This window comes from Winogradskyella immobilis (assembly GCF_021887715.1).
Classification (GTDB): Bacteria; Bacteroidota; Bacteroidia; order Flavobacteriales; family Flavobacteriaceae; genus Winogradskyella; species Winogradskyella immobilis.
On sequence record NZ_JAIQXX010000006.1, the window covers coordinates 156,148 to 170,149 of the forward strand.

19 protein-coding genes are annotated in these 14,002 nt (G+C 31.0%); all 19 read left to right on the forward strand.

Going from position 1 to position 14,002, the window contains the following annotated elements; translation table 11 throughout:
- The 19 genes from K8Z87_RS06705 to K8Z87_RS06790 all read left to right on the forward strand — a co-directional run bounded on the left by K8Z87_RS06705 (nucleotide 1) and on the right by K8Z87_RS06790 (nucleotide 13,731).
- Nucleotides 1-669 carry an MIP/aquaporin family protein gene (locus tag K8Z87_RS06705; RefSeq protein ID WP_227476712.1) on the forward strand — a complete coding sequence of 223 codons (669 nt, stop codon included), beginning with the start codon at nucleotides 1-3 and terminating at the stop codon, nucleotides 667-669.
- A gap of 110 nt (nucleotides 670-779) precedes the next feature.
- Complete coding sequence (locus tag K8Z87_RS06710) at nucleotides 780-1,436, forward strand: TetR family transcriptional regulator C-terminal domain-containing protein (protein WP_227476713.1); 657 nt, start codon at nucleotides 780-782, stop codon at nucleotides 1,434-1,436.
- Entirely contained in the window at nucleotides 1,436-2,746 is a 1,311-nt protein-coding gene (locus K8Z87_RS06715) for an ABC1 kinase family protein (protein WP_227476714.1), read from the forward strand. Before K8Z87_RS06710 ends, K8Z87_RS06715 begins: the two co-directional genes overlap by 1 nt.
- Nucleotides 2,747-3,030: 284 nt before the next feature.
- Nucleotides 3,031-3,723 (forward strand): GTP cyclohydrolase I FolE, encoded by a 693-nt coding sequence (folE, locus tag K8Z87_RS06720; RefSeq protein WP_227476715.1) that lies wholly within the window; start codon nucleotides 3,031-3,033, stop codon nucleotides 3,721-3,723.
- Nucleotides 3,724-3,726: 3 nt separating this feature from the next.
- Nucleotides 3,727-3,954: a hypothetical protein gene (locus K8Z87_RS06725; RefSeq protein ID WP_227476716.1), complete on the forward strand. Its 228-nt coding sequence runs from the start codon at nucleotides 3,727-3,729 to the stop codon at nucleotides 3,952-3,954.
- 6 nt (nucleotides 3,955-3,960) lie between these two features.
- Nucleotides 3,961-4,644, forward strand: a complete 684-nt coding sequence (locus K8Z87_RS06730; RefSeq protein ID WP_227476717.1) for an SDR family NAD(P)-dependent oxidoreductase — start codon at nucleotides 3,961-3,963, stop codon at nucleotides 4,642-4,644.
- A gap of 5 nt (nucleotides 4,645-4,649) precedes the next feature.
- The gene (locus tag K8Z87_RS06735; RefSeq protein WP_227476718.1) at nucleotides 4,650-5,201 is read left to right on the forward strand and encodes a glutathione peroxidase; all 552 of its coding nucleotides are present in this window, start codon (nucleotides 4,650-4,652) and stop codon (nucleotides 5,199-5,201) included.
- Between the two features lie 4 nt (nucleotides 5,202-5,205).
- Nucleotides 5,206-5,370 (forward strand): Lacal_2735 family protein, encoded by a 165-nt coding sequence (locus K8Z87_RS06740; RefSeq protein WP_227476719.1) that lies wholly within the window; start codon nucleotides 5,206-5,208, stop codon nucleotides 5,368-5,370.
- A 50-nt stretch (nucleotides 5,371-5,420) separates the two neighbouring features.
- On the forward strand, nucleotides 5,421-5,597 hold the full coding sequence (locus tag K8Z87_RS14015) for a Lacal_2735 family protein (protein ID WP_227476720.1): 177 nt from the start codon (nucleotides 5,421-5,423) through the stop codon (nucleotides 5,595-5,597).
- Complete coding sequence (locus K8Z87_RS06745; RefSeq protein ID WP_227476721.1) at nucleotides 5,594-6,058, forward strand: TspO/MBR family protein; 465 nt, start codon at nucleotides 5,594-5,596, stop codon at nucleotides 6,056-6,058. The genes K8Z87_RS14015 and K8Z87_RS06745 overlap by 4 nt, the downstream gene beginning before the upstream one ends.
- Before the next feature lie 3 nt (nucleotides 6,059-6,061).
- Nucleotides 6,062-6,523, forward strand: coding sequence for an SRPBCC family protein (locus K8Z87_RS06750; protein WP_227476722.1), 462 nt, complete (start codon nucleotides 6,062-6,064; stop codon nucleotides 6,521-6,523).
- A gap of 1 nt (nucleotide 6,524) precedes the next feature.
- Complete coding sequence (locus K8Z87_RS06755; protein WP_227476723.1) at nucleotides 6,525-7,838, forward strand: cryptochrome/photolyase family protein; 1,314 nt, start codon at nucleotides 6,525-6,527, stop codon at nucleotides 7,836-7,838.
- 278 nt (nucleotides 7,839-8,116) lie between these two features.
- The gene (locus K8Z87_RS06760; protein ID WP_227476724.1) at nucleotides 8,117-9,559 is read left to right on the forward strand and encodes an amidohydrolase; all 1,443 of its coding nucleotides are present in this window, start codon (nucleotides 8,117-8,119) and stop codon (nucleotides 9,557-9,559) included.
- Nucleotides 9,560-9,735: 176 nt separating this feature from the next.
- Complete coding sequence (locus K8Z87_RS06765; RefSeq protein ID WP_227476725.1) at nucleotides 9,736-10,446, forward strand: DUF6090 family protein; 711 nt, start codon at nucleotides 9,736-9,738, stop codon at nucleotides 10,444-10,446.
- A 465-nt stretch (nucleotides 10,447-10,911) separates the two neighbouring features.
- A complete protein-coding gene (locus K8Z87_RS06770; protein ID WP_227476726.1) occupies nucleotides 10,912-11,646 on the forward strand; it encodes a DUF6090 family protein in 735 nt (244 codons plus the stop codon).
- 147 nt (nucleotides 11,647-11,793) lie between these two features.
- A complete protein-coding gene (locus K8Z87_RS06775) occupies nucleotides 11,794-12,552 on the forward strand; it encodes a DUF6090 family protein (protein WP_227476727.1) in 759 nt (252 codons plus the stop codon).
- Between the two features lie 29 nt (nucleotides 12,553-12,581).
- The gene (locus tag K8Z87_RS06780) at nucleotides 12,582-12,974 is read left to right on the forward strand and encodes a DUF6090 family protein (RefSeq protein ID WP_227476728.1); all 393 of its coding nucleotides are present in this window, start codon (nucleotides 12,582-12,584) and stop codon (nucleotides 12,972-12,974) included.
- Nucleotides 12,975-12,985: 11 nt separating this feature from the next.
- On the forward strand, nucleotides 12,986-13,300 hold the full coding sequence (locus tag K8Z87_RS06785; protein WP_227476729.1) for a hypothetical protein: 315 nt from the start codon (nucleotides 12,986-12,988) through the stop codon (nucleotides 13,298-13,300).
- A gap of 230 nt (nucleotides 13,301-13,530) precedes the next feature.
- Complete coding sequence (locus tag K8Z87_RS06790) at nucleotides 13,531-13,731, forward strand: DUF6090 family protein (RefSeq protein ID WP_262905857.1); 201 nt, start codon at nucleotides 13,531-13,533, stop codon at nucleotides 13,729-13,731.
- The last annotated feature ends 271 nt before the right edge of the window (nucleotides 13,732-14,002 follow it).

The window sequence follows — 14,002 nt, forward strand, 5'->3', positions numbered from 1 at the left end:
ATGAAGCGTTATATTGGCGAATTAATAGGCACGTTTTCTATGGTATTCTGCGGTTGCGGAGCCATGACTGTAAATGAAATAACCGGAGGAAGCATCTCTCATGTAGGTGTTGCCATAACTTGGGGACTTATTGTTATGGCTATGATATATGCGTTTGGCGAAATTTCTGGGGCGCATTTTAATCCTGCAGTAACAGTAGCTTTTGCATTTGCTAAAAAATTTCAATGGAAAGATGTACCAGCATATATCTCTTTTCAGGTCATTGGAGCTTTTTTAGCCATAATACTTTTATGGGTTTTATTTCCTGAGAGTTCTAGTTTTGGTCATACTTATCCTGCTGAAGGTTTTGCGCCATACAAAGCTTTTATTCTTGAGCTATTACTTACTTTTTTCTTAATGCTTGTTATTATTAATGTATCTACAGGCAGTAAAGAAATTGGGACTATGGCTGCCATAGCTGTAGGCGCCATTATTTTATTAGAAGCTATGTTTGCTGGCCCAATGACTAAAGCCTCTATGAACCCTGCCAGATCTATTGCTCCAGCAATAATATCGGGTAACCTTCAACATTTATGGTTATATCTTACAGCGCCTTTTATTGGAGCCACTTTAGCCGTTATTAGTTGTAAATTGGTAAAAGACGAAAATTGTTGTGATGAAGATTGCTAGTAAATAACCACTTAATTTTCATTAAAATTTATTTAGTGTTAAATTTTGTTTAACATTTTATAAAAAAGATTAAACATTTGTATATTTACATTGTATTAAATCTATATACAATGGCAAAAAAAAGAACAATTTCTCAATCTGAAATTATTGAATTATACATGAACCATGTTTTAATTCATAATGAAAACCCAAAAACGATATACATCTTTGCTAAGGAAAATAATTTTGAAGAACAACGATTCTATGAATTCTTTACTTCTTTTGAATCTTTAGAGCAATGTGTTTTTAAAACTTTCTTTGATAATGCGCATTCTATTCTTGAAAAAAGTAATGATTACCTCAATTTTGATGCACGTAATAAATTGTTGAGTTTTTATTATACCTTTTTTGAAATTTTAACAGCCAACAGAAGTTATGTTATTTATGCGTTAGAAAACAACAAGACTTCATTAAAATCATTAAGAAATCTAGGTAAACTTAAAAAAAGATTTTCAAACTATATTGAGCATCTTAATATCAAAACCTTAGATCTTAAACAAGAGCGACTTATAAAACTACAAGACCAAAGTTTAAAAGAATCTGCTTGGGTACAATTATTAATTACCATTAAATTTTGGCTAGATGATACATCTGCATCTTTTGAAAAAACAGACCTTTTTATAGAAAAATCAGTAAGAGCAAGTTTTGATTTAATAGATGTTGCCCCACTAAAAAGTATTATAGATTTGGGCAAGTTTTTGTATAAAGAAAAAGTACAAATGAATTAATGAAGACCATAGATAGCATTCCTATTACCAAAATATCGCGTGCATCAAAACTTGTAACCACAGGTGCTAAAGTTGGTGTTAACTATTTAAAGTATTATGGAGACAAAATGGTGAACTCTAAAGAAGAAGCCAAAGAACGTCTCAATCAAAACAATGCCGAAGATATATACGATAGTTTAAAGAAACTTAGAGGTAGTGCTCTAAAAGTAGCACAAATGTTAAGTATGGAAAAAAGCATTTTACCACAAGCCTATGTGGAAAAATTTTCTTTATCACAATTTTCTGTACCTCCACTATCTCCTCCATTAGTTATAAAAACATTTAAAAAATATTTCGGGAAACATCCTGAAGAATTATTTGATACTTTCAATGCTACTTCTGTAAATGCTGCTAGTATAGGCCAAGTTCATATTGCAGAAAAGGATGGGGTAAAATTTGCTGTGAAAATTCAATATCCTGGAGTTGCAGAAAGTATAGCATCAGATTTGGCTTTGGTTAAACCCATAGCCATTAAAATGTTTAATATTAAAGGGAAAGATTCTGATAAATATTTTAAAGAAGTAGAAAATAAATTAACAGAAGAGACCAATTACATCTTAGAAGTAGAACAAAGTAAAACCGTGGTTGAAGCTTGTAGACATATACCAAACCTCTGTTTTCCTAATTATTATGAAGATTTATCTTCTGAGCGTATTATAACTATGGATTATATGAAAGGTGAACATCTTTCAGAATTTGTTGCCCATAATACCGATCAAAATGTTTCAAATAAACTAGGACAAGCACTTTGGGATTTCTATATGTTTCAAATACATAAACTAAGAAAAGTACATGCAGATCCGCATCCTGGTAATTTTTTAATTTCTGAATCTAATGAACTTATTGCTCTAGATTTTGGGTGTATGAAAGCCATACCAGACGATTTTTATATTCCTTATTTTGAATTGGCAGAAAAAGAGAGTCTTGAAAATCCTGAGTTTTTTAAAAAGAAGCTTTACGAATTAGAAATTTTACGTACTGATGATTCACCTGAAGAAATTGAATTTTTTAGTGCCATGTTTCATGAACTTTTAAGTTTATTTACACAACCTTTTCAGAATGAAGTATTCGATTTTTCTAATCCCGAATTCTTTAATAGTGTTGCTGCTATGGGACAGAAGTATTCTAAAAGTACTGAATTGCGTAATATGAATGGTAACAGAGGATCTACGCATTTTATATATATAAATCGTACATTCTTTGGCTTGTATAATTTAATGTTCGATTTAAAAGCTAAAAACGTACAGATTAATAATTTTTACACTTTATAAACACTTCTAATTTTAGGTTGATGATTCGCTATAAAAATCAAATTTTATTAATTAAATTTTTATACTATTAATTATTGTTTAACTTTACGTCTTAAAAATTAAACATTTTGTATTTTTGAGTAAGTTCTTAGAATAAATAACGACTTATTTAATACTTGTAAGCATATATTATCTAATATTACAGTTAGTTTTTATGCTTAGTGTAAAAACACTCTATTATAAAATAATAAACGTGCTTTGATTTAAGCCTGGAGTACTTAAAAACAGCACATTAAAAAGATTCTATGAATACAGAAACTATTTCCAAAAAAGATGATCACAATTTAAATGGGTTTACCATAGAAGATATTGGAGACGATCATTTATTTACAAATTTAGAGACACCAATGAAAGCAAATGCTTTCGATATGTCTAATGATGAAAAAAAACAACGCATTTCAATATTATTTTCAGAGATTATGGACGTTTTAGGCCTAGACCTAACCGACGACTCTTTAAAAGGCACGCCCAACCGTGTTGCCAAAATGTATGTTGAAGAAATATTTTCTGGATTAGATCCTCAAAATAAACCTAAGATTGCACTTTTTGATAATAAGTACCAGTACAACCAAATGTTAGTAGAAAAAAATATTACATTTTATTCTAATTGCGAACATCACTTTGTGCCGATTATCGGAAAAGCACATATTGCTTACAAATCATCTGGAAAGGTTATTGGCCTTTCTAAACTAAACCGTATTGTACAATATTACGCTAAGCGTCCTCAAGTACAAGAACGCTTAACAAACCAAATTGCTAACGAATTAAAAACTGTTTTAGACACAGAAGATGTAGCCGTTATTATTGACGCTAAGCATTTATGTGTATCCTCTAGAGGTGTTAAAGATGATACATCTGCCACAGTAACATCCTTTTATGGTGGGGAATTTAATTCATCAGCAAAAATCGCCGAATTACAAAATTATTTAAACAACTAAGCTATGAGTATTTTAGAAAAAGCCGTTGAATTTGAAAACAGAAAATTTTCTTTCAAAACCACAAGTGACAGAATTTTAGCTGCTAGAGAAGCTAAAGATTTAATTTTAGGAGTTAATGAAATTTATAAGCAGAAAAAAGATGCTAATCTTATGGATTTAATGAAACGTTTAACTGTTATTAAGCAAAAAATAGAAAAACGTTTAAAAGGCAGACCATTAACAGCTGCATAAAAACGTATGAACACTATTATAGTAGTTGGAGGAAGCAAAGGTATAGGCTATTCAATAGTTACATCTTTGCTTTCTTCATATAAGGTTGTTAACATCAGTAGAACTCAACCAAAGATAAATCATGAGAATTTAACACATTATTCTTGTGATGTTACATCAGGAGAATTACCTGATATAGATATTGCTGATGGCCTAGTATACTGCCCTGGTAGTATTAATTTAAAACCTATAAATAGACTTAAAATAGAAGATTTTAAAAGTGATTTTGAAATTAATGTTATTGGAGCTGTAAAAGCCATTCAGAAATATCTTCCTATTTTAAAAAAAGGCAACAACCCTTCTATACTATTATTTAGTTCTGTGGCTTCTAAGTTGGGTATGCCATTTCATGCTAGCGTAGCTGCATCAAAATCTGCTGTAGAAGGTTTAACAAAATCTTTAGGAGCTGAATTAGCGCCTACGATACGTGTTAATGCCATAGCGCCTACTGTTACCGATACAGAATTGGCTTCTAAGTTATTGCGCAATGAGCGGATGATAGAAAGCATGAATGAACGTCATCCATTAAAAAAATTTTTAAAACCCGATGAAGTTTCAGATATGGCTACTTTTTTATTATCAAAAAAAGCTAGTTCACTATCTGGTCAAGTTTTTGAATTGGACTGTGGTATTGTCAGTTTTAAACTATAATTATTATGAACCCTTTTAATCCTTTTAATCCTTTTAAAGCATTTAATAACACTTTAAGTGCTACAAATAAAGCTATTACTAATAAGGTATCCATATACAATATTGAAATAAAGGATTTAGAAGGGCAATCCATAAACTTATTAGATTATAAAGGCAAAAAAATATTGTTTGTTAATGTAGCTTCTAAATGTGGATTTACTCCTCAATATAGAGAATTACAAAAGTTACAAGATACTTATAGTAATAAACTAGCTATAATAGGTGTTCCTTGTAATCAGTTTGGAAAACAAGAACCTGGTAATTCTAAAGAAATACAAGAATTTTGTAAAGTTAACTATGGAGTAACCTTTTTAATCACTGAGAAAGTTAATGTAAAAGGGAGCCAACAACATCCGCTATATAATTGGCTTACTAATAAAACTATTAACGGTAAAGAGAATTCTACAGTAAAATGGAATTTTCAAAAGTATTTAGTAGATGAAAACGGAGTGTTTTTAGACTATTTCTACTCCATTACCAAACCAATGAGTTCTAAAATTATTAATTACCTAAAGTAAAACCATGTTTAAATTATTTAAAAAAACATCAGAGTTAGAAAAACTACAGAAAAAATATGAAACTTTAATGAGTGATTGGCATAGACTTTCTACAACCAATAGAAGCGAGAGCGATAAAAAATATGCTGAAGCACAATTAATTAGTAATCAAATAGAGGATTTAAAGTAAATAGAAAATTTATAAATTAATTATTTATCAAATAGCACTATTATAAAAACATGTTCTCAATTTTTAAAACTGAACCTAGAGAAATAAGATTGCAAAGGCAATTTGATAAATTAATTTCTGATTGGCATCGATTATCAGCTATAAATAGATCTAGAAGTCTTAAAAAATACCGATGTGCTCAACGGATACTAGATCAATTAAACAAATTAAGACAGCATCAATTTTGAAAAAAACCTATTGGATACTACTATTTCTGTTTATAAACTTTGGCGGACTAGCGTTAGGTATTTTGTTAATGAATGATGGCCCAAGGTCTCAATGGTACTTAAATTTAAATAAAGCGCCATGGACTCCTCCAGGATGGGTTTTTGGGGCAGCTTGGACATTGATAATGGTATGCTTCTCTATTTATCTTTCTGATTTATTTACTATCAGAAATTCTAAGTTTGTAAAAATTCTTTTTGTAATTCAAGTTGTATTAAATATCAGCTGGAATTTCGTTTTTTTCAATCAACATCTCATAAATATAGGAGTCCTTAATATTTCGTTATTAACACTATTAATCTTCTATCTTTTCATCAGTTTTGGAGATGATACACTTAGTAAATCAAAATATTTATTATTGCCATATATGATCTGGTTATGTATTGCAACATCTTTAAATACATATATAGCCATATACAACTAAACAATGGAAATTTATAGGCTTCACAAAAAACAAAATTTACCAATTTCTGTAGATGAAGCTTGGGACTTTCTCTCAAACCCTTCTAATCTAAAAACCATAACGCCAGACTATATGGGATTTAACATCCTTTCTGGTGCTGACAGACCTATGTTTCCTGGTCAAATTATTCAATACATAGTAACGCCAGTTTTAGGTATTAAAACCAAATGGGTTACAGAAATTACCCATGTTAGAGATAAAGAATATTTTGTAGATGAACAACGCTTTGGCCCATATGCGTTATGGCATCATAAACATTTTATAAAAGCTATTGATGGCGGTGTAGAAATGGAAGATATAATTGATTATAAAGTACCTATGGGTGTTTTAGGGCAAATGGTGCATCCTATCTTAGTAAAACCAAAACTTGAAGAAATATTCAATTATAGAACTCAAAAATTAGAAGAGTTATTCGGTAAATATTAATATGTCTAAAGCGGTCAATATATTCTGGTTTCGAAGAGATTTACGCTTAGACGATAATATTGCGTTATACAAAGCACTAAATGATGAATTACCTGTTTTACCCATTTTTATTTTTGATTCAGAAATATTACATAAACTTCCTAAAGACGATGCCCGTGTTACATTTATACACAATACGCTTCAGAATATAAGACAAATACTTAGAAAAAAATACAATAGTAGTTTAGCTATATACTTTGGTAAACCTGAAACCGTCTACAGAAAACTAATTGACGATTATGCTATTAAAACCGTTTATACCAATCACGATTACGAACCATATGCTACAGAACGTGACCATAGAATTAAACAGTTATTAGAACAGCATCACATCCATTTTAAATCTTATAAAGACCAGGTTGTTTTTGAAAAAAATGAAATTGTTAAAAACGATGGTAATCCCTATGTGGTATACACACCATATATGCGCAAATGGAAAGAGGCATTTAAAACGTTAGATTTTGAGTTATTTCCGTCAGAAAATCATCTTAATAAACTCATAAAAGATACCTTGCTACCAAATTTAAGTTTATCAGATATTGGTTTTGAACAAAGTGATCAAACTATAGCCACTTACAAAGTTAATTCGAGTCTCATCCAGAATTATGAAACTACACGTAATTTTCCTTCTAAAGATGCTACATCTCGTCTAGGTCCACATTTACGCTTCGGAACTGTAAGTGTGCGAAAAATGGTAAAAAAAGCAATTTCAGAAACTAATGAAGTATTTTGGCAAGAGTTAATTTGGCGCGAATTTTTTATGCAAATTTTATGGCATTTTCCACATACATCAAAAGATTCCTTCAAACCAAAATATGATCGGATTTTATGGAGAACTAATGAAAATGATTTTAAAGCTTGGTGCGAAGGCAAAACAGGTTATCCTCTTGTCGATGCTGGTATGCGTCAATTAAATGCTACTGGTTTTATGCACAATAGAGTGCGTATGCTTGTCGCCAGTTTTTTATGCAAGCATCTACTTATAGATTGGCGATGGGGAGAAGCCTATTTTGCTGAGAAATTACACGATTACGAAATGGCTAGTAATGTAGGGAATTGGCAATGGGCATCCGGTTCTGGTGTAGATGCTGCTCCATATTTTAGAATTTTCAATCCTACAACTCAAATTCAAAAATTTGACAAAGATTTAGTCTATATAAAAAAATGGGTTCCAGATTTTCAAGAACTTACCTATCCACAACCCATTGTGGATCATAAAGCCGCAAGAGAACGTTGTTTAAATGTCTATAAGTCTGCTTTAAACAAAGTATTTTAGACATAATTCTAAATTTATTTTAAAAAATTTACTAATTACATAATAAAATAATAATTTTATCGTTAAATACTTGTAAAGACTTTAAAAGTCTTTGTCAGGAAATAACCATTTCAATAAACAATTTAAAAAGCTCAGCCGTTCACTGAGCTTTTTTAATACAATAGATTCATAGTCCTTATTTCTATAAAATTCAAAACATAAAATCATTGAAGTTCTTTCTAAGTAAATGTGTTTTAGAAAAATACTATATTTATAGATATTTAAACTTTAACACTCTCATGAAAGTAAACCAACTACTAGCCATTGCATTTGTAATTTTATCTTCCATCTCATTTGCACAGAAAAAATTAAACAAAACAAAAAAAGCAATCATTGCTTCTATTGAAAAACATGAGTCTAATCTTATAGAAATTAGTGACGGTATTTGGGCTGCTGCTGAAACTGCATTTGCAGAAGATAAATCAGCAAAATTATTAGCTGATTATGCAGAAGCACAGGGATTTACTGTAGAACATGGTGTGGCTGGTATGCCAACAGCATTTGTAGCTACCTATGGCTCAGGAAGACCTGTAATAAGCGTACTTGGTGAATTTGATGCGTTGCCAGGCTTATCTCAAGAAACAAAACCCACAAAAAATCCTATAGAAGAAGGTGGCGCAGGACATGGTTGTGGGCATAATTTATTTGGTGCTGCAAGCTTAGGCGCTGCTGTTGCTATTAAAGAACAGATAGAAAGTGGTCATTTTAAAGGTACTGTGAAATTTATGGGAACACCTAGTGAAGAAAAGTACTTTGGAAAAATTTGGATGGTAAATGCAGGTATTTGGGATGATGTAGACGTTAATATAAGCTGGCATCCTGCAGCTAAAACAGAAGCAGATGTACAAAGTTCTTTAGCCTTAGTTGATTTTAAAATAGAATTCTTTGGTCAGGCAGCACATGCTGCTGGTGATCCTTGGAATGGGCGTAGTGCCTCAGATGCATTAGAATTATATACTTCAGGGATTAACTATTATAGAGAGCATGTAAAACCAACGGTGAGAATGCATTATCATATTCAAGACGGTGGACAGGTTGTAAACGTAGTTCCTGATTACTCAAGACTTTGGATGCGTGTTCGTGATACCAAACGTTCTGGAATGTTACCTGTTTACGAACGTGTTAAAGCTATGGCCGAAGGCGCTGCTATTATGGCAAATGTGGATTATAAAGTGTCATTAATATCTGGTATTTATGAAGTTTTAGTAAATCGTGAAGGAGGAAAAATAATGCAATCTAATCTAGAACTTTTAGGACCAATCACTTACACTGATGAAGAGATTGCATTTGGCAAAAAGATACAGGAAGTAACGAAGAAACCTCAAGTAGGTATGGATGCTGTTATAAAACCATTGGCTGCAACTAAAGAAAATCCTGGTGGAGGATCAACAGATGTTGGAGATGTAAGTTGGAATGTGGCTAATATTAATTTGCGGGTCACTACAGCACCAAAAGATACACCTTGGCATTCTTGGGCAGTTGTAGCTTGTGGAGGAATGAGTATTGGCCATAAAGGAATGTCTTACGCTGCTAAAGCGATGGCAATGACTATGGGAGATTTATTTGAAAATGAAGATTTAGTAGAAAAAGTAAAAACCGAATATAAAACGCGTAAAGGAGACGAAGTCTATAAAGCTATTATTCCTGAAGGTCCGCCACCAATTAATGCAAAAGGAAACTAAGGCGTTAGGCGAAAAATAAATATGATCAAATTCTTCAAAAAAACATACAATGTCAGGTCGAGCGTAGTCGAGACCTACTTAAAACCTCTCGAAGTAATCTATGCTGAGCGTAGTCGAAGTACTCGAGGCAACATCATATTATGATTAAATTCTTTCGAAAAATACGATATAACCTTATGGAAACTGGAAAAACTGGTAAATACTTTAAATACGCCATTGGCGAAATTATCCTGGTCGTTATAGGAATTCTTATTGCCTTAGCAATAAACAATTGGAATGAGCATAGAAAAGATTTAGAAAAAGAAAAAAATATAAGTGATAATCTACAAGTAGAGTTTAAAAAAAATCTCAAATTAATTGAAACAAACCTTCAAGAAATAAACAATAATGAACAGGCTTGTCTCATGCTTATGAAGTCTATGAAACAAGACATAGATAAAGCCAACACAAAAACAATTGATAGCCTGATTTATTGGGCTTTAGAACACAATACTTTTAACCCATCAAATAGTACTTACACAGAAATATTAAATACTGGGAAAATAGAGTTGATTCAAAACAAACAACTTAAAAGTAGTCTATTTGACTGGTCAAGAGAATTAGAAGTAAATAAATCAACACATTACATTTTTGAAAAATGGTTAGAAGAAGCTATACTACCTTATTTATCTAAAAAAATAGCCATAAAAAACATAGATATGCATGGTGCCTTATTGTGGGATAAAGCATCAGATTTTGAGAGCGGTGTGGCTGATATTCTTAACGATAGAGAATTCGAAAATTTAATCGATAACAACCTCTATCATATATCAAAAATTAAAAGTGAATATCAAAAGTTAAAAACGATAATAGACATGATATTATCAGAAATAAAACCTAATGATTAAATTCTGTCATTATCGCAACAAAATTTTGCTGTCATATTGAGCGTAGTCGAAATGAAGCAAAATCAAATATTCAGTAGAGCCCTCACAAAAATGGGATGGTAAAGATAGCCGCTTGCGGAAAAAAATAGAAACTAAAACTATGATTAAGTTTTTCAGGAAAATTAGATACAACCTTATTCTGTCTGAAATGGAACCGCTACTTGAGCGATTAAACAAAGCTTGTAATCATAAATCAAACTAACCAGTGATTAAACTTTTCCGTCATATTCATCATTCACTAATTAACCAAAACAATATGTTTTGTCATTCTGAGCGAGAACTACGTTCGAGCGTGAGAATCTCAATATGTTTAAATTTTAACAAACAGATTGTCGCGTCGCGCTTTGCAATCGCTCCTCACAATGACATACTAAGATGATTAAGTTTTTTAGACATATTCGCAAATCTTTAATCCAAAAAAATCAAATGGGAAAATACTTTAAGTACGCTATTGGTGAAATCTTGCTCGTCGTTATTGGGATTCTCATTGCATTACAGATTAACAACTGGAATGAACATAAAAAAGAACGCACTTTAGAACAAGAATACTATTGTTTATTGCTAGAAGAATTAGAGGAAGATCAGCAACAAGTATTAAATCTAAAAATTCTAGCCGAAGAACGCATTAATAGTGCTAATAAAGCCATTTTAGAAATTCAAAAAGAGAAGCCTGATGCTACTGTTTTTGGTGAAAATTGGCTTTTATCTCTGCGCCTAGCAACACGTACATTCAAACCTAACAATGCTACCTATTCAGATATTAAATCCAGTGGCAACATAAATATCATAAAAGATAGAGCTATTCTAAAAGCAATCAGTAAATATTTTAAAAATGTCCATGGTTATTCAGAAACTATTATGTCTAACGCTCAGTTAGGAATCAATCGAGTAGATAATATCTCGAATTTACTAGAGACTGGTATTTACCAGGCTAATGTAGCTTCGCGTTACGCTAACGACATCTTTACTCAAGAGATTAGAGATCAGCTTGTAAAAGATTTACCAAAATATATAAATGAGACCATTAAACCTGAATTATATAGTGCTATACTAACAACGGGCACAAATAATAGAAGGCGTTTAGAGTTACTATTGCTAATTGAAGATGAAGTCAATACCATGTTGGAGCTTTTACAACAAAAATGTGAATCTAGTGATTAGGTTTTTAAAAAATAACAATTACTGTCATTCCGTACTTGTTACGGAATCTAACATCAATAAGACCCTGAAACAAGTTCAGGATGACAAAAAAATAAAGATTCTCGCTGTATTTTATATTGAGTAGAGTCGAAAATACAGGTAATAAATATGATTAAATTCTTCAGACATATTCGTAAAACGCTTTTAGAACAAAACAAAATGGGAAAATACTTTAAATATGCTATTGGTGAAATCATCCTCGTCGTTATTGGTATTCTCATTGCGTTACAAATTAATACTTGGAATGAGCAAAGAATTAGCAACAAGCAAAGTATTGGTTATATGAAAAGCTTGTTAGGTGATATAAAATCTGATGTAATTCAATACAATGCTAATATAGAATCGTACACCACAGATATAACCAATAATAAAAGGTTGTTTATAAACAATGATTATAAAATATTAGATGCAGATTCAATTCTTAAACTTGTTAATATTTTTTATCAGCCTAACAAGACAACTAAACAAACTTATGAGAAAATAAAAAATGCTGGTCTTGCGGAATCATTAGCAACTGATATAGTTAACAAAGCAGTTAATGACTATTATAATCTTGAAATAAAATATTATGAAACTCTATTACAATGGGATAAAGAGTACTCTAATGAATATTTTAAGTTCTGGTTTTACAATAATAATTATGAATCAAGTTCCATAAGAGGCTATTCTTCAAACAAGCTTCCATTTTTAGCTAGTGAAGAAAAAAGAAAAAATGACTTAATAAACCTCATAGAATCAACGCAAGGAAGAAATCATTTGCGAGGTGCTATTGAAAGGCACGAGCATACCTTAAAAAGAGTAGAAGAAATCAAAGAAGTTGCAGAAAATTTAGTAGAAATTATTAATAATGAACTCAACAACCAATGATAAAGTTCTTTAGAAAAATCCGCCAAAATATGATTAAAGAAAATAAAGCCTCTAAATACTTAATGTATGCTATAGGCGAAATAGCACTTGTAATGATTGGTATTCTCTTAGCATTGCAAGTAAGTAATTGGAATGAGAACCGAATTAAACAGCAAAATGAGGTAAAAATTTTAAGTCAATTAAATGAAGACTTAAAGGTAAACTTAATAGAGTTAAAGGGAATTTATGAATCATTAAATAATTCTAACTCAGGTGGTTTAAAAATAATTAACTTTTTAACCTCAAATAAACCTAGTAATGATTCTTTAAAAATTTGGACAGAAAATTTTAATAACTCAAATATTTTTAACAATGCTAACACTACCTATAAAAATTTAGAAAACAGTGAAAAAATATCATTTCTAATGATTCTTTGCGGTTAAGAATTACTCTCATGTACGAGCAAGAGTTTTTAAATGTACATACTCGGGAGCGTTTTTGGTATGAAGAATATTATCCAAAATATATACAAGAGTTTTACAAAAATTTTAAAGCAGGTACTGTTCAAAACTCTTGGTTAAAAGGTCAAAAATTAGCAGTAAATACGGCGAGAAACACTTATGATCTTCGAAAAAATGAGACCTTTAAAAATGTCTTGGTAGAAACATACAATTTTCGCTTAATACGAATTTTAAGGTTAGGTGAAACCATAGAAACACTTAAAAAGTTAATACTAGATATAGATAAAGAAATTGAAAGTTTAAAATGATAAAATTCTTTACTATTTGAATCAAAGGTTTAGTAAACCTTTGATTCAAATACAGAGCAGGGCATATGTTATACAATTATGATTAAGTTTTTTAGACTATCCGCAATAAATGGTCTTGTAGACCTTTGATAAGGATATAAATTGAAAGCTAGAATATAAAAACAATGATTAAGTTTTTCAGAAAAATACGCTATAACCTTATGGAAACATGAAAAACAGACAAACCTGCCTTGCCGGCAGGCAAATACTTCAAATACGCCATTGGCGAAATCATCCTTGTCGTCATTGGTATTCTCATAGCGCTACAGATAAAAAATTGGAATGAAGTCAGAAAAAACAAGCAATCGGTAAACGTTTCTATAGCCGCTTTATTGACAGACCTAAAACAAGACACCTTACAACTCAGTAGTGCAATAAGAAATCGGGCTTAAAAGAACTTACAGAAGCTATGATAAATGATTTAACAGCTATTTAGGTGGTAAAATAGATCATTGTCATTGATTTAGCCTAATTACAACTGGTAACTTGCTTAAAGAAGAAATAGGATTGGGCATTAAGAAATTTATTATATAGATGCTGAAACGAGTTCAGCACGACAAGCTTGAAGCTTATATTTATTCAACTAATGATTTGTCATTCTGAACTTGTTTCAGAATCTAAAGGTTTCCACAAATCATCCCAATTTGGATTCTCTTTTTCAAC

Coding starts and splice junctions, on each gene's coding strand:
- K8Z87_RS06705 (WP_227476712.1), top strand. CDS start 1: ATGAAGCGTTATATTGGCGAATTAATAGGCACGTTTTCTATGGTATTC.
- K8Z87_RS06710 (WP_227476713.1), top strand. CDS start 780: ATGGCAAAAAAAAGAACAATTTCTCAATCTGAAATTATTGAATTATAC.
- K8Z87_RS06715 (WP_227476714.1), top strand. CDS start 1,436: ATGAAGACCATAGATAGCATTCCTATTACCAAAATATCGCGTGCATCA.
- folE (WP_227476715.1), top strand. CDS start 3,031: ATGAATACAGAAACTATTTCCAAAAAAGATGATCACAATTTAAATGGG.
- K8Z87_RS06725 (WP_227476716.1), top strand. CDS start 3,727: ATGAGTATTTTAGAAAAAGCCGTTGAATTTGAAAACAGAAAATTTTCT.
- K8Z87_RS06730 (WP_227476717.1), top strand. CDS start 3,961: ATGAACACTATTATAGTAGTTGGAGGAAGCAAAGGTATAGGCTATTCA.
- K8Z87_RS06735 (WP_227476718.1), top strand. CDS start 4,650: ATGAACCCTTTTAATCCTTTTAATCCTTTTAAAGCATTTAATAACACT.
- K8Z87_RS06740 (WP_227476719.1), top strand. CDS start 5,206: ATGTTTAAATTATTTAAAAAAACATCAGAGTTAGAAAAACTACAGAAA.
- K8Z87_RS14015 (WP_227476720.1), top strand. CDS start 5,421: ATGTTCTCAATTTTTAAAACTGAACCTAGAGAAATAAGATTGCAAAGG.
- K8Z87_RS06750 (WP_227476722.1), top strand. CDS start 6,062: ATGGAAATTTATAGGCTTCACAAAAAACAAAATTTACCAATTTCTGTA.
- K8Z87_RS06755 (WP_227476723.1), top strand. CDS start 6,525: ATGTCTAAAGCGGTCAATATATTCTGGTTTCGAAGAGATTTACGCTTA.
- K8Z87_RS06760 (WP_227476724.1), top strand. CDS start 8,117: ATGAAAGTAAACCAACTACTAGCCATTGCATTTGTAATTTTATCTTCC.
- K8Z87_RS06765 (WP_227476725.1), top strand. CDS start 9,736: ATGGAAACTGGAAAAACTGGTAAATACTTTAAATACGCCATTGGCGAA.
- K8Z87_RS06770 (WP_227476726.1), top strand. CDS start 10,912: ATGGGAAAATACTTTAAGTACGCTATTGGTGAAATCTTGCTCGTCGTT.
- K8Z87_RS06775 (WP_227476727.1), top strand. CDS start 11,794: ATGATTAAATTCTTCAGACATATTCGTAAAACGCTTTTAGAACAAAAC.
- K8Z87_RS06780 (WP_227476728.1), top strand. CDS start 12,582: ATGATTAAAGAAAATAAAGCCTCTAAATACTTAATGTATGCTATAGGC.
- K8Z87_RS06785 (WP_227476729.1), top strand. CDS start 12,986: ATGTACGAGCAAGAGTTTTTAAATGTACATACTCGGGAGCGTTTTTGG.